The sequence below is a fragment of the Actinoplanes xinjiangensis genome (assembly GCF_003148685.1).
Taxonomy (GTDB): Bacteria; Actinomycetota; Actinomycetes; order Mycobacteriales; family Micromonosporaceae; genus Actinoplanes; species Actinoplanes xinjiangensis.
Window position 1 is genome coordinate 12126 of sequence record NZ_QGGR01000050.1, and the last position, 22569, is coordinate 34694.

15 protein-coding genes are annotated in these 22569 nt (G+C 70.5%); 9 read left to right on the top strand and 6 right to left on the bottom strand.

The features are described 5' to 3' along the window. Window positions 1–2 precede the first annotated feature (2 nt). The 6 genes from ngcE (at window position 3) to BC793_RS46940 (ending at window position 10074) form a co-directional block, all read left to right on the top strand. Window positions 3–1448, top strand: a complete 1446-nt coding sequence (gene ngcE / locus BC793_RS46915; RefSeq protein ID WP_109603141.1) for an N-acetylglucosamine/diacetylchitobiose ABC transporter substrate-binding protein — start codon at window positions 3–5, stop codon at window positions 1446–1448. 46 nt (window positions 1449–1494) lie between these two features. After that, window positions 1495–2400: a carbohydrate ABC transporter permease gene (locus BC793_RS46920; protein WP_109603142.1), complete on the top strand. Its 906-nt coding sequence runs from the start codon at window positions 1495–1497 to the stop codon at window positions 2398–2400. A gap of 22 nt (window positions 2401–2422) precedes the next feature. Then, window positions 2423–3331 carry a carbohydrate ABC transporter permease gene (locus BC793_RS46925; protein WP_109603143.1) on the top strand — a complete coding sequence of 303 codons (909 nt, stop codon included), beginning with the start codon at window positions 2423–2425 and terminating at the stop codon, window positions 3329–3331. A 96-nt stretch (window positions 3332–3427) separates the two neighbouring features. Then, window positions 3428–5065 (top strand): bifunctional 3'-5' exonuclease/DNA polymerase, encoded by a 1638-nt coding sequence (locus tag BC793_RS46930; protein WP_373871325.1) that lies wholly within the window; start codon window positions 3428–3430, stop codon window positions 5063–5065. Between the two features lie 121 nt (window positions 5066–5186). Then, window positions 5187–8810, top strand: a complete 3624-nt coding sequence (metH, locus tag BC793_RS46935; protein WP_373871326.1) for a methionine synthase — start codon at window positions 5187–5189, stop codon at window positions 8808–8810. Window positions 8811–8889: 79 nt separating this feature from the next. Then, complete coding sequence (locus tag BC793_RS46940; RefSeq protein WP_109603144.1) at window positions 8890–10074, top strand: zinc-dependent alcohol dehydrogenase; 1185 nt, start codon at window positions 8890–8892, stop codon at window positions 10072–10074. Window position 10075: 1 nt separating this feature from the next. Here BC793_RS46940 and BC793_RS46945 read toward each other — a convergent pair whose 3' ends face one another. Both BC793_RS46945 and BC793_RS46950 read right to left on the bottom strand, forming a co-directional pair. Next, window positions 10076–10897, bottom strand: a complete 822-nt coding sequence (locus BC793_RS46945) for a metal-dependent hydrolase (protein ID WP_109603145.1) — start codon at window positions 10895–10897, stop codon at window positions 10076–10078. A 111-nt stretch (window positions 10898–11008) separates the two neighbouring features. Beyond that, window positions 11009–11437, bottom strand: a complete 429-nt coding sequence (locus BC793_RS46950) for a DUF1707 SHOCT-like domain-containing protein (protein ID WP_109603146.1) — start codon at window positions 11435–11437, stop codon at window positions 11009–11011. Between the two features lie 541 nt (window positions 11438–11978). Between BC793_RS46950 and BC793_RS46955 the strand changes: the two genes are divergently transcribed. Continuing rightward, window positions 11979–13373 carry a sensor histidine kinase gene (locus BC793_RS46955; protein WP_146246776.1) on the top strand — a complete coding sequence of 465 codons (1395 nt, stop codon included), beginning with the start codon at window positions 11979–11981 and terminating at the stop codon, window positions 13371–13373. Beyond that, a complete protein-coding gene (locus BC793_RS46960) occupies window positions 13370–14050 on the top strand; it encodes a response regulator (RefSeq protein ID WP_109603148.1) in 681 nt (226 codons plus the stop codon). Before BC793_RS46955 ends, BC793_RS46960 begins: the two co-directional genes overlap by 4 nt. Before the next feature lie 177 nt (window positions 14051–14227). Here BC793_RS46960 and BC793_RS46965 read toward each other — a convergent pair whose 3' ends face one another. Next, window positions 14228–15694 (bottom strand): GGDEF domain-containing protein, encoded by a 1467-nt coding sequence (locus BC793_RS46965; protein WP_239170688.1) that lies wholly within the window; start codon window positions 15692–15694, stop codon window positions 14228–14230. Window positions 15695–15763: 69 nt separating this feature from the next. After that, window positions 15764–17569 (bottom strand): amylo-alpha-1,6-glucosidase, encoded by a 1806-nt coding sequence (locus BC793_RS46970; protein ID WP_239170689.1) that lies wholly within the window; start codon window positions 17567–17569, stop codon window positions 15764–15766. 197 nt (window positions 17570–17766) lie between these two features. Here BC793_RS46970 and BC793_RS46975 point away from each other — a divergent pair, with 197 nt between their 5' ends. Continuing rightward, the gene (locus BC793_RS46975) at window positions 17767–20403 is read left to right on the top strand and encodes an MGH1-like glycoside hydrolase domain-containing protein (RefSeq protein ID WP_109603151.1); all 2637 of its coding nucleotides are present in this window, start codon (window positions 17767–17769) and stop codon (window positions 20401–20403) included. A gap of 91 nt (window positions 20404–20494) precedes the next feature. Here BC793_RS46975 and BC793_RS46980 read toward each other — a convergent pair whose 3' ends face one another. Beyond that, window positions 20495–20767, bottom strand: a complete 273-nt coding sequence (locus BC793_RS46980) for a hypothetical protein (protein WP_109603152.1) — start codon at window positions 20765–20767, stop codon at window positions 20495–20497. Window positions 20768–21055: 288 nt separating this feature from the next. Further along, complete coding sequence (locus BC793_RS46985) at window positions 21056–22027, bottom strand: type IV toxin-antitoxin system AbiEi family antitoxin domain-containing protein (protein ID WP_239170690.1); 972 nt, start codon at window positions 22025–22027, stop codon at window positions 21056–21058. Window positions 22028–22569: the final 542 nt, after the last annotated feature.

The following is a 22569-nucleotide window of genomic DNA, read 5'->3' on the forward strand; positions in this document are numbered from 1 at the left end:
CGATGTCTGACATAACGAAATCCGAGCTGGACCGTCGTAGCCTGCTGCGCCGTGCCGCCGCGGTGGGCCTGGCGGCGACCCCGGCGGTGGGCATGCTCAGCGCCTGTGTGGGTGGTGGCTCCGAGGAGAAGAACGACCAGGCCACCGGAACGAAGTCGGCGGACAACCCGCTCGGCATCGACCCGAAGGCCCCGGTCGAGATCGTGATCTTCGACGGTGGTCTGGGCACCAAGTACGCCACCGACGTCGACACCCCGATGTACAAGAAGAAGTGGCCGGAGTCCGAGGTCAAGTACACCGGCACCGAGCAGATCGCCACCACGATCAAGCCGCGGCTGAACGCCGGCAACGCCCCCGACATGATCAACAACTCGGGCGCGGACATGATGGACTTCGGCGCCATCGTGAAGGCGGGCCAGGCGGCCGACCTGACCGACCTGTTCGCCGCCCCGTCGTTCGACATCCCGGGCAAGACCGTCGCCGAGACGCTGGTCCCGGGCGCGATCGAGCAGGGCACGTACGACGTCGAGGGCGGCCGCAAGCCGTTCGCGGTGAACTACTCCTTCACCGTGTTCGGCCTGTACTACAACAAGAAGCTGTTCGACAAGAACAGCTGGACCGTGCCGACCACCTGGGCCGACTTCACCGCCCTGTGCGACAAGATCAAGGCGGCCGGCATCGTCCCGTTCGCCTACGCGGGCGCCAACGCGTCGTACTACATGGTCCGCGCGATCATGACCAGCGCGGCCAAGATCGGCACCGAGCAGGTTCTCAAGGACCTCGACAACCTCAAGCCGGGCGCGTGGCAGGCGCCGGCCATCAAGCAGGCGGCCGAGGCGTGGGGCCAGATCGGCGCCAGGTACATGAACAAGAGCTTCCTCGGCCTGCGTCACACCGAGGTCCAGCTCCAGCAGAACCAGGACAAGGTCGCGTTCTACCCGTGCGGCTCCTGGCTGGAGAACGAGCAGGCCGCCAGCATCACGCCGAACTTCGAGTACGCGGTCATGCCGTACCCGAGCGTCACCGCCGCCGACCAGCTGCCGGCGACCGCCATCAACGCGGCCGCGGGGGAGATCTACTTCGCGTCGACCAAGGGCACGAACGTCCAGGGTGGCAAGGAGTACCTGCGCGTCATGCTCTCCAAGGCCGCCGCGCTGGAGTTCACCAAGCTGACCAAGTCGCTCACCGTGGTCGCCGGCGCCGCCGACGGCCAGACCATCTCCCCCGGCCTGACCAGCGGTAACGACATGCTGAGCAAGGCCGGCAAGGACATCTTCATGGGTTACCTCTGGGACACCTGGTACAAGAAGATGAACGACGCCTCACTCGAGGCCGTCAATGCCCTGATGTTCAGCGGCGGCGACGCGCAGAAGTTCTGCGACACGATGGAGAAGGTGGCCCAGGAGGTCGCCAAGGACTCCGCGATCTCCAAGAACACCCGCGTCTGAGCACCTTCGTCATCCCGCATCCCGAGTAGTAGGACGGTCGAGCGCCATGCGGCACGGCAAGTACCCCTTCATCATCGGTTTCCTTGCCGTGCCGGTGGCGCTCTACGCCATCTTCGTGGTGGGCGCCTATCTCCAGATGTTCCGGCTGTCGCTGACCGACTGGTCGGGCTACGGCGCCTTCAAGGACGTCGGGTTCGACAATTTCGTGAAGCTCTGGAACGACGAGGTGGTCTGGACCGCCCTGCGGCACAACGGCTATCTGCTGCTCCTGCTGCCGATCGTCACCATCGCGATCGCGCTGCTGTTCGCCTTCCTGCTCAACGTCGGCGGCGGATCCAAGGGCGGCATGACCCGCGGCGTCTGGGGCTCCAAGGTCTACCGGGTGGTCTTCTTCTTCCCGCAGCTGCTGGCGCTGGCCCTGGTCGCGGTGATCTTCCAGCGCGTGTACGGCCCGGACAAGAGCGGCATGATCAACGGCCTGCTCCCGGACTCGTGGGAGCCGTGGCTGTTCCTGGCCGACGAGAACTGGGCGCTGACCTGCATCCTGATCGTGCTGATCTGGCAGGCGGTCGGCTTCTACGTGGTGCTCTTCTCGGCCGGCATGGGCTCGATCGGGCAGGAGATCTACGAGGCGGCCGCCCTGGACGGAGCGACCCGGATCACCCTGTTCTTCAAGATCACCCTGCCCCTGCTCTGGGGCAACGTCCAGGTCGCCTGGATCTACCTCGGCATCGCCGCCTTCGACGCGTTCGCACTGGTCAACATCATGACCGTGAACCAGGGCGGCCCGAACAACTCGACCCAGGTGCTGAGCATGCAGATCTACCTCAACGCCTTCAAGTACTCGCAGGCCGGCTACGCCTCGGCGATCGGCGTCGTGTTGTTCTTCCTGGCCCTGAGCTTCGCCTGGCTGACCCTGCGGGTCACCCGCCGCGACAACGCCACAGCCTGAGCGCCGAGAGAGGCGAGAGACGATGACGAACCTCAGCACCATCCCCGACGCCGGCGCGGTCGCGAAGCCCACGGCCTCGGCCGGCGCACCCCGCGAGAGCCGCCGCGTCAACCCGCTCGGCGGCGTGGCGCACCTGTCCCTGTTCCTCTGGGCGCTGGTCACCGTCGGCCCGCTGATCTGGGTCTTCCTGGCCTCGTTCAAGACCAACGAGGAGATCTTCCTCGACGAGCCGTTCGGTCTGCCGCAGAGCTGGGCGCTCAACAACTTCGGTGACGCCTGGAGCGAGGCGCACATCGGCCAGTACTTCCTGAACAGCGTCTTCGTCGTGCTCATCAGCACGGCCGGCACCATGCTGCTCGGGTCGATGGCCGCCTACGTGCTCGCCCGCTACCGGTTCGCCGGCAACCGGTTCATCTACTACCTGTTCGTGTCCGGGCTGGCCTTCCCGACCTTCATGGCCCTGGCGCCGCTGTTCGGCATCGCACAGGCGATGAACCTGCTCGACTCGTACTTCGGCCTGATCCTGATCTACATCGCCTACTCGCTGTCGTTCACGGTCTTCTTCCTGGAGGCGTTCTTCCGCACGCTGCCGCACGAGATCGAGGAGGCGGCGACCGTGGACGGGGCCGGGCACATGCGCCGGTTCTTCCAGGTGATGATGCCGATGGCGAAGTCCGGCCTGGTCAGCATCGCGATCTTCAACATCGTCGGTCAGTGGAACCAGTACCTCCTGCCGGTCGTGGTCATGCAGAGCGAGTCGAAGTACGTGCTCACCCAGGGCATCGCGAACATCAGCGTGTCGGCCGGTTACCAGGCCGAATGGGGCCAGCTGTTCGCCGCGCTCACGCTCTCGATCCTGCCGATGATCCTGGTGTACGCGATCTTCCAGCGGCAGATCCAGGCGGGCCTGACCTCCGGGGCGGTCAAGTAGACGGGCATCAGCGAGCGGAGCGAGCTCATGGCCGTCCGGGTCTTCGTGGGGTTCTCCGAATAAGTGAGTGTCATACCCCGGGGTGACAATGGCCTGGTGCTGATAGCTGTGGTGCCCGACCCGGACGGTCCCGGTGGCCGTCTGGGCCGGCACCCGTCGGGGGAGCTGCGGCACGTTCCCGACCTGGCGGCCGAGATCGCCGCGCTGGAGGCCGCCGAGCAGCCGCGCTGGGTCTGGACGTCGACGGCCGACGTCTACCCACCCCTGCTGCGGGCCGAGGTCCGGGTGGCCCGCTGTCACGACCTGGAGCTGACCGAGGCGCTGCTGTCCGGCCATGCCGGCCGGTGGGGCGAGCCACGTGGTCTCGCGGCCGCCGTCGCCCGCCTGCGCGGCCTCCCGGTCCCTCCGGACCGGCCACGGCCGGATGCCGAGCCGCCGGGTTTCGCGCAGGTCGCCCTCTTCGACGCGGTCCCGGCCGGGCACGTGGAGATCTCCGACCTTCTCGAGGTGTACGAGGAGCAGGCGCGCCGGATCGGCGAAACAGGCCGTCCCGGCCGTTTCCGGCTACTGGTGGCGGCCGAGTCCGCGGGCGCCCTGATCGCCGCCGAGATGGGCCGCACCGGCCTGCCGTGGCGGCCGGACGTGCACGACGAGCTGCTGCGCGAGCTGCTCGGCCCACCGCAGCCGATGGGCCCGCCCCGCCGCCTCGCCGAGCTGACCGCCGAGATCAACGCCGCGTTCGGCACCCACGGCCTGCACCCGGATCTGCCGGCCGAGGTGGTGCGCGCGTTCCACCGGGCCGGTATCGAGATCCCCAACACCCGGCGCTGGGTGCTGCGCCAGGTCGATCATCCGGCGGTCGCCCCGCTGCTGGAGTTCAAGGAGCTCTACCGGATCTGGACGGCCCACGGCTGGGCCTGGTGCGAGGCCTGGGTGCGCGACGGCCGGTTCCGCCCGGAGTATGTGGCGGGCGGGGTGGTGTCCGGCCGCTGGGCGACCCGCGGCGGCGGTGCCCTCCAGGTGCCCAAGGTGGTCCGCCGGGCGGTGATCGCCGACCCCGGGTGGTGCTTCGTGGTCGCCGACGCCGGCCAGCTGGAGCCCCGGGTCCTGGCCGCGGTCTCCGAGGACGGGCGCCTGGCGCGGGCGGCGGCCGCCGGTGACCTCTATGCGGCGCTGGCCACCGACTCGTTCGACGGCGACCGTGCCAAGGCCAAGATCGCCCTGCTCGGGGCGATGTACGGGCAGACCGGCGGCGACGCGATCCCGGCCCTGGCGGTGCTCCGCCGGCACTATCCGACCGCCTTCGAGTATGTGGAGGCCGCCGCCCGTACCGGTGAGGCCGGTGGCCTGGTCCGCTCCTGGCTGGGCCGCACCTGCCCACCGGCGTCCGGTGCCTGGCGCGACGCCGGCCTGGACCCGCCGGACGAGGTCGCACCGCCGCCCGGCCGGGCCCGCGGCCGCTTCACCCGCAACTTCGTGATCCAGGCCACGGCCGCCGAGTGGGCGCTGGTCCTGCTGGCCACTCTGCGGACCCGGCTGGCCGGCACCGAGGCGGAACTCGTCCTGTTCGTGCACGACGAGGTGGTGGTGCACTGTCCCGCCGACCAGGCCGAGTCGGTGGTGGAGGCGGTCCGGGAGAGTGCGCTGTCGGCCGGCCGGCTGCTGTTCGGCGACACCACGGTGCGTTTTCCGCTGGACGTCTCAGTGGTTGGTGCCTACGCCGACGCCAAGTGAAAGAGTCGGTATCGTTGACGGTCCGGCCGAGAGGCGCTGCAGCGGGCCAACACCCGTCACGCTCGACCGGTGAAACACCCGAAACAAGGGCGCCTCCGACTCACTATCGGAGGTGTTGGCGTTGACTCAGACCGTTACCCAGCTGCGCGAGCTGCTCGCCGAGCGGATCCTGGTGCTCGACGGCGCCTGGGGCACGATGTTGCAGGGCGCCCGGCTGACCCCGGAGGACTACCGCGCCGATCTGATCCCGGCGGATCATCCGAAAGACGTCACCGGTGACCCGGACCTGCTGATCCTGACCCGGCCCGACGTGATCCTCGACGTGCACCGGCAGTATCTGGCGGCCGGCGCCGACATCACGACCACCAACACGTTCACCGCCACCAGCATCGCCCAGGCCGACTACGGGCTGGAGCACCTGGTCCGGGACATGAACGTGCAGGGTGCCCGGCTGGCCCGGCAGGCCGCCGACGAGGCGCAGGCCCGTGACGGCCGCCCCCGGTTCGTGGCCGGGTCGGTCGGCCCGCTCAACGTCACTCTGTCGCTGTCACCGAAGGTCGAGGACCCGGCCTATCGCGCGGTCACCTTCGACCAGGTCAAGGCGACGTATGCGGAGCAGATGTCGGCGCTGGCCGAGGGCGGCGTCGACCTGTTCCTGATCGAGACCATCTTCGACACGCTGAACGCGAAGGCGGCCGTCGCGGCGGCCCGTGAGGTGGCGCCGGAGATCCCGCTGTGGATCTCCGTGACGATCGTGGACCTGTCCGGGCGTACCCTCTCGGGTCAGACCGTCGAAGCCTTCTGGCGCTCCATCGAGCGTGCCGAGCCGCTCGTCGTCGGCGTGAACTGCTCGCTCGGCGCGGCCGAGATGCGCCCGCACGTGTCCGACCTGGCCCGCCTGTCGAACGTCTACGTGGCCTCCCACCCGAACGCCGGCCTGCCGAACGCCTTCGGCGGCTACGACCAGACCCCGGCCGAGACCGGTGAGTTGCTCCGCGGCTTCGCGGCGGACGGCCTGGTCAACCTCGTCGGCGGCTGCTGCGGCACCAGCCCGGCGCACATCGCCGCGGTCGCCGACGCGGTCCGTGGCGCGGCCCCGCGGGTGATCGCCCCGCCCGCCCCGACCAGCCGCTTCAGCGGCCTGGAGCCGTTCGAGATCGGCCCGGACACCGGCTTCGTCATGATCGGCGAGCGGACCAACGTGACCGGCTCGGCCAAGTTCCGCCGGCTCATCGAGGCCGACGACTACCAGGCCGCCGTCGACGTGGCCCTGGAGCAGGTGCGCGGCGGCGCCAACCTGCTCGACGTCAACATGGACGCCGACCTGCTCGACAGTGAGCAGGCCATGGTCACCTTCCTGAACCTGATCGCGACCGAGCCCGAGGTGGCCCGCATCCCGATCATGATCGACAGCTCGAAGTTCTCCGTGCTGGAGGCCGGCCTCAAGTGCGTGCAGGGCAAGGGCGTGGTCAACTCGATCAGCCTCAAGGAGGGCGAGGAGTCCTTCCTCGCCCAGGCCCGGCGGATCCGCGACTTCGGCGCCGGCGTCGTGGTGATGGCCTTCGACGAACAGGGTCAGGCCGACACCACCGAACGTAAGGTCTCCATCTGCGGGCGGGCCTACGACCTGCTGGTCGCCGACGGCTTCGACCCGAACGACATCATCTTCGACCCGAACGTGCTCGCCGTCGCCACCGGCATCGCCGAGCACAACGGGTACGCGAAGAACTTCATCGACGCGCTGCCGCTGATCAAGCAGCGGTGCCCGGGTGCCCGTACCTCCGGTGGCATCTCCAACCTGTCGTTCGCCTTCCGCGGCAACGACATCGTCCGCGAGGCCATGCACTCGGCGTTCCTGTTCCACGCCGTCAAGGCCGGCCTGGACATGGGCATCGTCAACGCGGGCCAGCTCGCCGTCTACCAGGACATCCCGGCCGAGCTGCTGGAGCTCGTCGAGGACGTGATCTTCGACCGGCGCCCGGACGCCACCGACCGCCTGGTCACCTTCGCCTCCACGGTCACCGGCTCCGGGGCCAAGCGTGAGATCGACCTGTCCTGGCGCGAGGCCACCGTCGAGAAGCGGCTCAGCCACGCCCTGGTGCACGGCATCGTCGACTTCATCGAGGACGACACCGAGGAGGCCCGGCAGAAACTGCCCCGCCCGCTCGACGTCATCGAGGGCCCGCTGATGGACGGCATGAGCATCGTCGGCGACCTGTTCGGCTCCGGCAAGATGTTCCTGCCCCAGGTGGTCAAGAGCGCCCGCGTGATGAAACGGTCGGTGGCGTACCTGCTGCCCTTCATGGAGGCCGAGAAGGAGCAGGCCCGCCTGGAGGGGCGCGTCGAGAGCCACCGCGAGCAGGGCAAGGTCGTCCTCGCCACGGTCAAGGGCGACGTCCACGACATCGGCAAGAACATCGTCGGCGTGGTCCTCGGCTGCAACAACTACGAGGTGATCGACCTCGGCGTGATGGTGCCGACCGCGAAGATCCTGGACACCGCGATCGCCGAGGGCGCCGACGCGATCGGGCTGTCCGGCCTGATCACCCCGTCCCTGGACGAGATGGTCGCGGTCGGTGCCGAGATGCAGCGCCGCGGGCTCAAGCTGCCGCTGCTGATCGGCGGGGCGACCACCTCCAAGCAGCACACGGCGGTGCGGATCGCCCCCGCCTACGACGGGTCGACGGTGCACGTGCTCGACGCGTCCCGGGTGGTCGGCGTGGTGTCCGACCTGCTCGACCCGGAGCGCGCGGTGAAACTCGACGACGCCAACCGGGACGAGCAGCAGCGCCTCCGCGAGCAGCACGAGCAGCGCCACTCCAAGCCGCTGCTCACCATCGCCCAGGCCCGGGCCAACCGGGAGTCGGTCGACTTCACCGCCCTGCCCACCCCGCGGTTCACCGGGGTCCGCGAGGTCGCGCCCACCATCGCCGAACTCCGCGCCATGATCGACTGGCAGTTCCTCTTCCTGGCCTGGGAACTCAAGGGCAAGTACCCGGCGATCCTCCAGCAGCCGGTCGCGAAGGAACTGTTCGACGACGCCAACACGCTGCTCGACCAGATCATCGCGCAGGGCTCGTTCCAGGCCCGCGGCCTCTACGGCTTCTGGCCGGCGCACGCCGAGGGCGACGACATCAAGCTGGCGAACGGCGCGTCGTTCCCGATGCTGCGCCAGCAGACCGAGAAACCGGCCGGGCGGGCCAACCGCTGCCTCGCCGACTACATCGCCCCCGCCGGTGACCACCTGGGTGGTTTCGCGGTCGCCATCCACGGCGCCGGGAAACTCGCCGCCAAGTACGAGGCCGAACACGACGACTACCGGGCCATCATGGTCAAGGCGCTCGCCGACCGTCTCGCCGAGGCGTTCGCCGAATACCTGCACCTCAAGGCGCGCCGCGACTGGTTCGAGCCGGACGCCCAGCCCAAGCTGGCGGACCTGCACGCCGAACGGTTCCGGGGCATCCGCCCGGCGCTGGGCTACCCGGCCTGCCCCGACCACAGCGAGAAGCGCGACCTGTTCGAGCTGCTCGGCACCTCCGCCATCGGGGTGGGGCTCACCGAGTCGTACGCGATGACCCCGGCCGCCGCCGTCAGCGGCCTGATCTTCGCCCACCCGGACGCGAAGTACTTCACCGTCGGCCGCCTCGGCCGGGACCAGGTCGAGGACTACGCGTCCCGCCGTGGTCTCCCGATCGCCGAGGTGGAGCGCTGGCTGCGCCCCAACCTCGGCTATTCGATCGACTGACGCACCGGCCGGCCCGCACCCCGCGGGCCGGCCGCCCCGGTGGAGATTGGAACGGGTGCCAGCGGGCAAGCCGAAGGTCATGCGAGCACTGACCTGGCAGGGCACCGGCAAGGTTTCCGTGGACACCGTTCCCGACCCGAAGATCCAAGAGCCGACGGATGCGATCGTCCGGATCACATCGACCGCGATCTGCGGCTCCGACCTGCACCTCTACGACGTCCTCGGGATGTATCTCGACAAGGGCGACGTGCTCGGCCACGAACCGATGGGCATCGTCGAGGAGGTCGGGCCCGAGGTCACGCACATCCGGCCCGGCGACCGCGTGGTGATCCCGTTCAACATCTCCTGCGGGCACTGCTGGATGTGTTCGCGCGGATTCTTCGCACAGTGCGAGACCACCCAGACCCGGTCCCAGGGCACCGGTGCGTCGCTGTTCGGCTACACCAAACTGTACGGCCAGGTCCCCGGCGGCCAGGCCGAGTACCTGCGGGTCCCGCAGGCTCATTTCGGCCCGATCAAGGTGCCGGACGGCCACCCCGACGAGCGTTTCCTGTTCCTGTCCGACGTTCTCACCACGTCCTGGCAGGCGGCGAAGTACGCCGACGTCGAACCCGGCGACACGGTCCTGGTCACCGGGCTGGGCCCGATCGGGCAGATGTCCGCCCGCATCGCCCGGCACCTGGGCGCGGCGCGGGTGATCGGTGTGGACAGCGTGCCGGAGCGCCTCGCGATGGCGGCGCGCAACGGCATCGAAACCCTCGACATGGGTACGGTCGACGACGTCGCGGAAGCGGTCCGGGAACTCACCGGCGGCCGCGGCGCCGACGGGGTGATCGAGGCCGTCGGCATGGAGGCGCACGGCTCCCCGCTCCAGTCGGCCGCGATGAAGGCGGCCGGCATGCTGCCCGACCCGATCGCCCGGAAGGCGACCGAGGCGTTCGGCGTGGACCGGATGGCGGCCCTGCGGACGGCGTTCGACGCGGTCCGGCGGGCCGGCACGATCTCCATCATCGGGGTGTACGGCGGCAACGCCGACCCGTTCCCGATGATGGACCTGTTCGACAAGGGCGTGACCCTGCGCATGGGCCAGGCCCACGTGAAGCGCTGGGTGGACGACCTGATGCCGCTGCTGACCGGCTCCGGCGACCCGCTCGGCGTCGACGACCTGGTCACCCACCGGGTGCCGCTGGAGCAGGCACCGGACGCCTACGAGATGTTCAAGCAGAAGACCGACGGCTGCATCAAGGTCGTCCTGAAGCCCTGACCTACTTGCTGGCCCAGACGTCCAGATTGAAGCGCTCCAGCACGCCCGGGACGAACAGGCCGCCGATCGACAGCAGTGAGATCACCGTGAAGGCGGTGCGCAGGATCACCACCTCGACCTTGCCGCCGACCTTCACGGCCATGCTGTTCGGAATGCCGACCATCATCCACATGCGGCGCCGCACCGGGATGGGCCAGAGGATCGGCACACCGTTCTTGGTGATCATGTCGCCGAGGATGTGCACGAAACAGCCGACCCCGACCGCCAGCCCCAGCAGTGGATAGCCGCGGTCGCTCGGCAGATTGGCGGCGGTGAACCAGGCGATCGCCCCCGACGCCAGGGTCACGATGACCCAGCCGGCCCGCTCCGCCCAGTCGTCGAACAGACCGCGCAGCGCCAGGCCGCTCATGAAGAAGACGATGCCGATGACCGCCCAGTACCCGTAGTTGTCGGCCAGGGCGGTCGTGCCCCACGCGAGCAGGCCGCAGAACGGCAGCGTGTGCGTGAACGTGCGGTGCCCGTTGTCCCGGCGCGGATCCCGCTTCAGCTTCGTCGCCGTGTAGACACCGAGGGAGAACTTCTCCACCACCTCGGCCACGAACAGCGACGCGACACCGAACGTACGCGCCACGGTGGCGCCACCCTGGTTACGGGTGACCTTGCCGGACATGTCCAGATCGGGCAGGAGCGCGCCGCCCGCACAGATCGCCGTGCCGACCGCCACCTCCAGCGGCGTCTGGCTCACGTTGGCGAACTGATCGAGCGCCCAACTGCCTGCCAGCCAGGCGGCCGCGCCTGATAGCGCGTGCGACGGACCCATCATCTGCGTTGTCCCTCCCCGAACAAAACTCGGCCACTGTGGCAGAGGGAACGAAGAAGATCAACGACTGGATCGGCGCGTCGCACGTGGGGTCGGCCACCCGACAGCGGACGGTCAGTGCCGGTGGTGGTGGCCGAACGTGTACTCGGGGCGCCAACGGCCGTACCGCGCGTGCTTGAACAGGCCGACCACCAGGAACGTCAGCGGAATCACCGGCCAGAAGAAGTCGGCTCCGGACAGCAGCCACACTCCGGTCAGGACACCCGCGATGATCAGGATGAGACTGGTGTGACGGCTCAGCGACCGGCGCGTCGCGGCCCGCGCCGCCGGTGTGCGGGCCAGCGCCCGGCGGCCTCCGAACGGCAGGTCCGCGGTGAGCGGCGCCAGCTCGTCGCGGAACTTCGCGGCATACACGCCGGCCAGCCGCTCCTCGCCCTCGGTCAGATCGAGCCGGCCCTCGGCCATGGCGGCCCGCAGGATCTCGGCGGTCTCCTCCCGCTCCGCGTCGGACGTCCGTAGCCGGGCAGGTCCCTGGGTATACATGGTTTCTCCTTCGCCGGGTCTCTCGGTCACCCCTCAACCATCGGCCGCCCGGCGGCCGCGCGCGTCGGCCCGGGGAGGCATCTCCGGGGCGCAGTCCGCGCCGTTCTCGATCTTCCGGGTACGCCCGGAGGCGTACCGGGGTCCGCCGGTGTGATCCCGTGGTCGTACGCGGAATGCCCGACCAGGGGGCGATGACCGGGCGGTCCCGCTGACGTAGGTTCAGCTCATGAGGCAGGTGGGCCGTGACCGGGCACCCGGCTCGCCGGCAGGGCCCGGCAGCCGGGGCGGGCCGTCCTGGCTGTCCACCTGGTGGCATGCCGGGCTGACACGGCGTTCCGGTTCGCGGCGGGAGCGCGCGCCCTGGCGTGGCGCTTCGTGGCGTGACGGTCTGCCTGGGCGTGGCGGTTCGTGGCGTGACGGTCTGCCTCGGCATGGCGGTTCGTGGCGCGATGGTCGTTCGTGGGGCGGCGGTCTGCCGTGGCATGGCGGGCCGCCGTGGCGGCGGGACGATCCGGGCTCCTGTGCCGGGCCGGAGGCGGCGGTGGCGTCCGGTCCGCCGTGGCGGCGCTCCCGGCGTGGCGGGCACACCGGCTGGCCGCCGGGCGCGGTGATCGCCGCCTCGATCTTCCACCTCGCCGGGGCGAACAGCCTCGCCGAGCGCGGTGGTGTCCACCTCGCCTCTCCGGTGCTCTATTACCTGCTACTGCTCGCCGGGCCCATGGCGCTCTTCTGGAAACGCCGGGCCCCGCTCGCCGTCTTCGTGATCACGGCGGTCGCGTCGCTAGCGTTCGCGACCCGTGCCGAGCCGTACTGGATGTATGCGGTGGCCCCCGCCCTGGCCCTGTTCGCCCTGGCCAAACAGGGCCGACGGATCGAGGCGGCGATCGGCGCGGCCGGCGCCTGGCTGCTCTACGTGCTGCTCACCGTGGCCCTGGCCGGCCCGCTCGGCCTGCCCGGCGCCGTTTCGCCCAGCATGCGGGAGATGCTCCTCGCGGGCGTCGGGCTCGGGGCGTCGGTGCTGACCGGCACGGTGTCGAAGGTGCGCCACGAGCAACTGGCCGCCCTGGCCCGGGCGCGCGAGGAGCAGGAGCGGGCCGCCGCCGAGCAGAAACGCCGCCAGGCCTCGGAGGAGCGACTGCGGATGGCACAGGAGCTGCACGACGTCCTCGGCCACCACCTGTCCCTGATCAACGTGCAGGCCGGAGTGGGACTGCACCTGATGGACAACCGCCCGGAGCAGGCCCGCGAGGCTCTGTCCGCGATCAAGACGGCCAGTGCGGAGGCGCTGCGCGAGGTCCGCTCGGTGCTGGGCGTCCTACGGACCGAGGGCGAGGCCGCCCCCCGCCAGCCGGCGCTGGGCCTGAGCCGCCTGACCGACCTGACCGCCGACGCCGGTTTCCCGGTCCACACGACGATCCTCGGTGAGCCGCGGGCCCTGCCCGCCGAGGTCGACCGCGCCGCCTACCGGATAGTCCAGGAGTCCCTGACGAACGTCCGCAGACACGCCGGCCCCGACCCGACCGCCTCCGTCGAGATCCGGCACACCCCGGCCGCCCTGCTGCTGTCCATAACGAACACCGGCGTCCCCAGCGAGGTCGGCAACTCCTGGTCCCCACCACCGGAGGGCTCCAGCGGCCTGGCCGGCATGCGTGCCCGCGCCGAAAGCCTGGGTGGCTCCTTCACCGCCGGCCCACTCCACGGCGAGACCAGCGGCTACCAGGTGACCGCGGTCCTCCCCATCCCACCGGCCCCGCCCGCCGCGCCTGCTTCCGCGCTCCTGTCGGCGTCTGGTTCTGCGTCTGTGTCTGATGCCGCGGCGGTCCGGGGACCTGCGCCCGGCTTCACGCCTGCGCCGGCCGTCCCCTCTGCGCCGGTGGCCGGGGCGCCGGGTGCAAGTGTTGGGCTGGAAACGGGGCAGACGGGGGAGACGGGATGATCTCGGTGGTGTTGGCGGACGACCAGGCTCTGGTTCGGGCCGGGTTCCGGGCGCTGCTCGATGCGGAGCCGGGGATCGAGGTGGTCGGTGAGGCGGCGGACGGTCTGCGGGCGGTCGAGGTGGTTCGGGCCACCCGCCCGGATGTCGTGCTGATGGACATCCGCATGCCCGGGGTGGACGGACTGGAGGCCACCCGGCGGATCGCCGCCGACCCGGAACTGGCTGCCACCCGGGTGGTCATCCTGACCACGTTCGAGCTGGACGAGTATGTTTTCGAGGCCTTACGGACCGGAGCCTCCGGGTTCCTGGTGAAGGACACCGAGCCGGTGGATCTGCTGCGCGGGGTGCGGGCCGTCGCCGCCGGGGACGGACTTCTGTCACCGAGTGTGACCCGCCGGGTGATCGGCTCGTTCGCGGCCGCGGCCTTCGCGCACGGGCGGCAGCCCGAGCCGCCCCGCGACCTCGGCCAGCTCACCGACCGGGAACGTGAAGTGCTGGTCCTGGTCGCCGAAGGCCTGTCCAACGACGAGATCGCCGCCCGCCTGGTGATCAGCCCCGCCACCGCCAAAACCCACGTCAGCCGCACGATGATCAAACTCGGTGCCCGCGATCGGGCCCAACTGGTCGTCTACGCCTACGAGGCCGGCCTCATCCGCCCCGGCTGGCTCGCCGGCTGACCGCCCGGCCGTCGGGTCCGGGGGCCTTGACCGGGTGCCCTTGCCGGGCGGGGAGCTTCTGCCAGGCGGCCTTCACCGGGCGGGAGCCATTGCCGGTTGGCCCTGCCGGGTGACCCTTGCCTGGCGGGACTCCGGCGAGCGAACAGGCGACGGCACGACCGCGGCGGTCGGCTGGGCTCAGGCGGCGGTGGCTGTGGGGCTGGGGGTGACGAGGACGGAGCGGTTGCGGCCGGCGGCCTTGGCGGCGTAGAGCGCCTCGTCGGCGGTGCGCAGCAGGGCGTCCGGTTCGGGGTGCGTCTCGGCGGCCGCACCGATCGAGACCGTGACGCCGAGCAGTTCGTCGTCGACGGCGATGGGGAGGTCGGCGACCGCGGAGCGCAGACGTTCGGCGAGGGCCAGCAGGTCCTCGGGGCCGGTGTGCGGGGCGAGGACGACGAACTCCTCGCCGCCGTAGCGGGCCACCACGGCGCCGGCCCGGGTCGCGGCGGCGAGGCGGTGGGACACCTCGCGCAGGACCTGGTCGCCGGCCGGGTGGCCGTACCCGTCGTTGATGCGTTTGAAGTGGTCGACGTCGATGACGAGCAGACCCACGCCGTGGCCGGTCCGTCCGGCGCGGCGGCATTCCAGGCTCAGCGCGTCGGTGAAGTAGCGGCGGGTGCGCAGACCGGTGAGCGCGTCCGTCACCGCGGCCCGGCGCTGCACCGCGACCAGGCCGGCCATCCTGGTCATCACCAGGCCGAACATGACGGCACAGCTGCCGCTGATCAGGGGGATGTTGAGCGGCCAGTCCAGCAGCCAGACCAGTGCCTGTACGCCCGGCGCCATCAGCACGGCGACGGCCAGCACCGCCAGCCGGGCCGGTGAGGCGTCAAGCACGACGTGCTCGCTGCGCAGGTCGAAGGTCCGCACCCCGCGATGCAGCGCGGCGGCGCCGAGCAGGCCGAGCGAGGCCATCCAGATGGCGTCCAGGTACGCCTCGGACACCCCGCCGCCGTCGAGGATGTTCTGCACCAGGTAGACCGTGTCGACGCTGAGCATCAGGACGAGGCTGCCGAGCAGCAGGTAGAGAACGGTGCCGCGGGTGCCGGTGCCCATCGCCAGCCGGACCGCGAGGATCAACAGCATCAGATCGAGGACCGGGTACGCCGACTGGGTCAGTTTCGCGTTCAACGGCAGTTCGGAGTCCGAGGTGAGCGGCTGGAGCACGAACACCCAGGTGATCAGCCCGGCGCTGACCGCGACGATGAGGGCGTCGATCATGCTGGGGATGTCCCAGCCGGGGCTCCGCCGGCGGATGAAGAGCAGCACCGCCGCCGCGATGAGCAGGTAGTAGGCGAAGTACAGCAGGTCCGCCGGGGTGGGTTCGAGGAACTCGCCGGAGAACAGTTCGTCCACCACCGTCACGGTGTCGGCGGCGGCGTAGAAGACCTGTGCGGCGACCAGCAGGAACCATCCGGCCCGGTGCGGTGGCCGGTGCCGGAGCGTGCCGACCAGGATGGCGACCGGGGTGGCGAAGCTGATCAGCATGTAGGGCGCCACGGCAACGAGGTAGGGGAACTCCTGGGCTTCCAGGACGACCCGCAGCACGATGCTGATCGCCAGCACACCCAGCCAGGCGATCATGGTCCACCGGTCTCGTCGCACCAGCCGAGCATGCGACAGCCGGGGTGCCTTGCGGGTGCGGAACCGGCATCGTGGGGTTGCACCATGGCGTCACAGCCGCCGGGCGCGCAGATGTTCGGCCACCGACCAGGCCTGGAACGGGCATCCGGTGGCCCGGTGCGGCGGGTCGCCGTCGGCGGTCTCGGAGATCGAACCGAGGCCGTGTTCGGACAGGTGGGCCTCGACATCGGCGAGGAGGTCCGCGCCGCTCGCGCCGGCCCGGTGCAGAGCGGTCACCCACGGCCCGGTCAGCCACGGCCAGACCGTCCCGGTGTGGTACGCCGTGTCCCGCTCGGCCGGTGTGCCACGGTGCCGTCCCGCGTAACCGCGTTCACCGGGTGCCAGGCTGCGCGGCCCGAGTGGGGTGAGCAGCACGGCACCGAGCCGGTCGAGGGCGGCGCGGTCCGGGTGGGCCGGGGCGTACGGCAGCGACCAGGCGAGCAGTTGGTTAGGGCGCAGCACCGGGTCGGAGCCGTCCCCGCCGACGACGTCGTGCAGCAGGCCGCCGGGCGCCGGATAGCGCCGGCTGAACCCCTCGCGGGCCTGTGGGCAGGCGCGTTCGGCCGGTCCGGGCGGGATCCCGGTACGGGCGGACAGGTCCAGCACGGTCGCCAGCCCGTTGATCCAGAGCGCGTTCACCTCGACCGGCTTGCCGGCGCGGGCGGTCACCGGTACCCCGTCGACGCGGGCGTCCATCCAGGTCAGCGCGTGCCCGGGAGCGCCGGCCCGGAGCAGCCCGTCGGCCGGGTCGGTACGGATCCCGTACCGCGTACCGGACAGGTGGTGGGTGACCACGTCCCGTAGCAGCGGCAGGAGCTCGGCGGCCAGGTCGTCGTCGCCGGTGACCGTCACGTGCCGCCCGATCGCGTGCAGGAACCACAGGGTGCCGTCGACGGTGTTGTACTCGACGCCGCCGGTGTCCGCGGTGTTCGCGAGCATCCCCTCGGAGAGGGTGCCGGCGTAGGCGCGCAGCAGCTCCCGCCCTTCACCGGCCCGGTTCGTGGCGAGGAACAGCCCCTCGTAGCTGATCATCGTGTCCCGTGACCACGCCCCGAACCAGGGGTAGCCGGCCACCACGTCCGGTCCGTTGCGGGTGTTCACCACGAACGCGTCGGCGGCCAGCGCCAGTGTCGCCTGTGTCGCGTCGGCGGGTGCGGCGGCCGCGACGACCGCCCGGTTCCGGTCCCGGGCGGCGGCCACGGCCCGTCCGGCCGGCGGCGGCGGATCGTCCGGATCGCCCGCCCACGCCGACACCTCGGCGACCTCCCCGGGAGCGCGTAGTTCGGCGTGGAAGCTTCCCGCGTACCAGAGATCCTCTGTCGGGGTGAGGCCCCGCTCGTCCTCCGCGCGGTGACGGACGTCGCGGAACCACTCGCCGCCCGGGGTGAAGCCGGGCCCGCTGATCCGGTAGGCCTTCTCGACGACACAGCCGTCGGCCGTCGCGGCGACCGCCGGCGGCGGGCCGGCCGCCGTCCGTTCGCCGTGTACGTCCCGCCAGGTGCAGAGGGCCTCCAGGGTGAGCCGGACCGGGCCGCCGGCGATGAGCCGGTGCACGATCGCGATCGCCGGCCGGCCGTGCACGGCGGCGATCTCCCGCTCGATCACCACCCCGCCGAGCCGCCACCGCCACCGGGGCACCCCGTCGATCAGGGCGAAGCCGGCCAGCAGCCGATGTCCGGCCGGGGCGATCGCGCCGTCCGCCCACTCGTGCACGCCGAGCCGCACCACCGCGCCGGACGGCAGCGTGACGACCGGATCGAGGGACACGAGTCCCAGGTTGCGGGACGCTGGTGTGTCTCCGGCCACCACCAGCAGGCCGTGATAGCGGCGGGTCCGCAAGCCGCTGACCGTTCCCATGGCATAGCCCCCGAGTCCATCGGGTACCAACCACTCCCGTGTGGCGCCCTCGTTGAGGCGGGCGCAGAGCTGAGGGCCGAAAGTGATCGGGTGGGCCGTAGGCACGGAAGAACCCCTAATCGCGCGGAGCCTTACACACTTGACACATCAGCGTGACAGTCTCAGTGTGATCGACTCCGGGATTTCGGTTAGTGGGGGTGAGAACGGACGTGTCGGAGCGCGTACGCCTGGCGCAGGCCGATTCCGGTGAGCAGCCTTGGCGGGCGTGGGGTCCGTACCTCGCCGAGCGCGCCTGGGGCACGGTCCGGGAGGACTACAGCGAGCACGGCACGGCGTGGGACTACTTCCCGCACGACCACGCGCGCTCCCGGGCGTACCGCTGGAACGAGGACGGCATGGCCGGCCTCTGCGACGACCGTCAGACGTTCGCCTTCGCGCTGGCCCTGTGGAACGGCAAGGACCCGATCCTCAAGGAACGGATGTTCGGCCTCGGCGGCGACGGCGGCAACCACGGCGAGGACGCCAAGGACTACTGGTGGTATCAGGACTCCACGCCCACCCACTCGTGGATGCGCTGGCGTTACCACTATCCGCAGGCCGCGTTCCCGTACGACCAGCTGGTCCGGGTCAACGGTGCCCGCTCCCGCAACGAGGCGGAGTACGAGCTGGTCGACACCGGCATCTTCGACGCCGACCGGTTCTGGGCGGTCACCGTCGACTACGCCAAGGCCGGGCCCACCGACGTCTGCATCGCCATCACCGTCAGCAACCGCGGTCCCGACCCGGCGGTCCTGCACGTGCTGCCCACCCTGTGGTTCCGCAACACCTGGTCGTGGGGGCTGCCCAACCGGCAGGCGCCGACGATGACCGGCACCCCCGGGCGCCTGGACGGACAGCACCGGTCGCTCGGCCACATCACCCTCGACGGACAGGGCGCGCCGGTCGCGCTGATGTGCGACAACGAGACGAACGCCCAGCGCCTGTGGGGGCTGCCCGGGCGTAGCCCGTACCCGAAGGACGGCATCAACGACCACCTGATCCACCGCACGCCGACGGTCAACCCCGGCGGGGTCGGCACCAAGGGGGCGCTGCACTACCGACTGTGGATGGGGGCGGGCGAGACCCGTACCCTCCGGCTCCGTCTCACCCAGAGTGACCGCCCGTTGCCGCCCGCGGACCTGGGGGACGGCTGGGCGCAGGTGATGGCCGCGCGCAGCGCCGAAGCCGACGACTTCTTCGCCGAGGTGCTGCCGGAAGCGGCCACCGACGAGGAGAAGTCCGTCGCCCGGCAGGCCGTCGCCGGTCTCATGTGGGGCAAGCAGTTCTACCACTTCGACGTGAAACAGTGGCTGCGCGGCGACCCGGGCAACGCGCCGCCGCCACCGGGCCGGCGCTACGGGCGCAACAACGGCTGGCGGCACATGAACAGTTTCGACGTCATCAGCATGCCCGACCCGTGGGAGTACCCCTGGTACGCCGCGTGGGACCTCGCCTTCCACTGCGTCAGCATCGCGCGCGTCGACCCCGGCTTCGCGAAATCCCAGCTCCTGCTGCTGCTCCGCGAGTGGTACATGCACCCCAACGGCCAGATCCCGGCGTACGAGTGGTCGTTCTCCGACGTCAACCCACCGGTGCACGCCTGGGCGGCACTGCAGGTGTTCCGCATCGACGGCGGCCGTGACTTCGACTTCCTGTCCCGGATCATGCACAAGCTGCTGCTCAACTTCACCTGGTGGGTCAACCGCAAGGACGTCGGCGGCAACAACGTGTTCGAGGGCGGCTTCCTCGGACTCGACAACGTCGGCCCGTTCGACCGGTCCGCGGCACTGCCCGTCGCCGGTGTACTCGAACAGTCCGACGGCACCGGCTGGATGGCCATGTACGCGCTCAACCTGCTCGACATGGCGATCATCCTCGCCCTGCACGACCGGGCCTACGAGGACATGGCCACCAAGTTCTTCGAGCACTTCACGTACATCGCGGAGGCCGCCTACCGGCAGGGGCTGTGGGACGAGGAGGACAGCTTCTTCTACGACGTGCTGCGCCTGCCCGACGGCCACAAGGTGCCGCTCAAGGCGCGCTCCATCGTCGGCCTGCTGCCGCTCGCCGCGACCACCCGGCTCACGTCGGAAACTCTCAACCGCCTCCCCGAGATCAACGCCCGGGTCCGGTGGATGCTCCACCACCAGGGCGAATTCGGCGACGTCATCAGTGCGCGGCGCCTCGGCGGCGCCGACCGCCGCCAGCAGCGCCTCCTCAGCATGGTCGGCCAGGACCAACTGCTGCGGATCCTGGCGCGGCTGCTGGACCCGGAGGAGTTCCTTTCACCGTACGGCCTGCGCACCCTCTCCCGGGCCCACCTGGAGAAACCGTTCACCGTCTCGCTCGGCGGCTCCGACTTCACCGTCGGCTACGAGCCGGCCGAGAGCACCAGCGGCCTGTTCGGCGGCAACTCCAACTGGCGCGGCCCGGTCTGGATGCCGGTCAACTATCTGCTCATCCAGGCACTCCGCGAGTACGCCGAGTTCTACGGCGCCGACCTGAAAGCCGAGTACCCGACCGGATCGCAGTCCAAGGCCGGGCTCACCGAGATCGCCGACGACCTGTCCCGCCGGCTGATCGGCCTGTTCGTACCCGACCCGGAGACCGGGCGGCGGCCCATCTACGGCGCGACCGACCTGTTCCAGACCCACCCGGACTGGAAGGACCTGATCGCCTTCCCCGAATACTTCAACGGCGACAACGGGGCCGGGCTCGGCGCCTGGCACCAGACCGGCTGGACCGCCCTGGTCATCGACCTGGTCTTCAACCTCAGGTCACCCCGGTCCACCTGAAGGGGCCTGCCGGCCCCCTGACCGCCGGTCACGTTGCGGTGCTGTCGTCCGCCGGTAGTCGTGCCGGCGGCGGCAGCACCGCCCCGTCCGGTCAGTGGGCGCGGGTCACGATGACCTCGGCCACGTGGCGCAGTTGCTCGTGGTCGGGGTTGAAACCGGCGGCGATGTCCGGATGCAGACCGGCTCTGGCCTGCTCCAGGAGCATCGAGGTGACCTGCTCGACGGTCTCCCCGGCATAGTGCTGCTCGACCTTGACGGTCGCGGCCTGAAGCGCGGAGCTGAGCTGCTCCTCAAGGGGCCCACGCAGCTTCTGCTCGACCGGATTGAGTGTTTGCGGGTCGAGGGTGATGTGTGGCTCGGCCAAGGTTGTCCTCCGGAGATCAGCGACGCCAGCCGGATACCCGTTTCTCTCGCGAAGGTAAACCCATTCCACCCACCTCCGCCCACGATTCACCCCCTAGGGCGAAATGACCGATTCCGGTCCAGGGTGAGCGGGTGCACGCAATCGGCGACCTGGTCACACACCGCCCCGCCCCGCCCCGTGCCGCGCCGTGCCGTGGGGTGCCTTGGCGTGGCGTGCATGTGGCGTGGCACGGGCGTGCCGGGTCGCGGCTGTGCTGGCGGGAAGCCGTCGGCCATGCCACTCTCAGTGTCAGGCGGCTCGGCGTGATGGAGTCGCCGGCGAGCCTCCGCGCCAGCCGGCTGCCTCCAGGGCGGCCCGCACATCGGCGATCACCTCGTCGGGACGGTGGCGCACGGCCCAGCCCGGGAAACGCAGCAGCCGCACTCCGCTGATGGCGATCTCGTTGCCCGAGCGCATGTCGGCGAACCACCCCCGGGCCTCCATGTGCTGCGAGCCGTCGATCTCCACCTGCACCTGCCACGGATCGAAGAAGACATCGCGATAACGGTTCCGGCCGGAGCGATCACGGCGCACCGCCTGACGTGACGGCGCCGGGAGGCCGGCCAGCCGGCAGAGACGGACGAACTCGATCTCGTACGCCGACTCCGAACCGCCGCCCGCATCAGCGACCGCCGCCTCGATCACCGAACGGCGCCGCACCCTGCGGGACGCGCCGAGCACGGTGCGCACCTGATCCAGCGTCACCAGGCGCTGCTGGAACGTGGCCGCGACCATCGAGATCGCGGCAGCGTCGTCGAAGGCCCATTGCGCCGCGTCGACAAGCGAACGGGCGGCAGTCGTGCACGGCGGCGACATGTCGAGGCAGGCGTCCTCGCGGGAAAGCCGCCTGGTCCGGTGAACCACCACTCCCGGTGGCGGATCCCGGTCGGTCAGATGAGCGGGAAGGAGCAGGTGGACCGGCTGGGTCACCTCCGGAACGCGCAACCCGTGCAGCCGCAGCGCCGTGGGACCGGCCAGCAGCGCCGGGCGGCCGTTACCGACGGCGAGGGACGCGATCCACCAGCGCTGGATGCGGGTCACCGGACCGCTGTATGTCAGGTAGACCCCGAGATGCATCCGTCGCCAGCGACCCGACACGACGCGATGGTGGACGGCGCTCTCGCTGAGGTGCCGTCGTGCCTGACGCCAGGAGATGACGCCGTGCTGAAAGCGGAGCAACGTGGCGAGAGGCGTGTCCGGGTCGGGCGTGAAAGCGGGCATCGCCCCAGCATCCCGGTTCCCCGCAGCCGTCGCCGGACCCTGTGGACAGCAACGACCCGCCCTGTGGACAACACCGCCGCGCGCCGCCAGCCGCACGAGCCACGCCCGCCCCGCCAGCGTGGATGGCGTCGCACGTTGCCCGATTGGTGTGCGCCAGACGTTGTTGTGGCGCCCTTGCAGCGTGGATGGCGTCGCACGTTGGCCGGTTCGTGTGCGCCAGACGTTGTTGTGGCGCCCTCGCAGCGTGGATGGCGTCGCACGTAGGGTTCGTGTGCGTCAGGCGTTGCTGCGGCTCTGCAGCGGAGATGGGATCACACGTTGCCCGATCGTGGTCGCTGATCTTCGTGATGGCGTGGGTGAGGTCGCACGCTAGCCGGTTCGTGATCGCTGACCATCGCTATATCGCGGATGGAGTCGCACGATCCGGGATCGTGTGCTCCCATCGTCGGAGCCGGGAGCCGGGAGCCGGGAGCCGGGAGCCGGGAGCCGGGAGCCGGGAGCCGGGAGCCGGGAGCCGGGAGCCGGGAGCCGGGAGCCGGGAG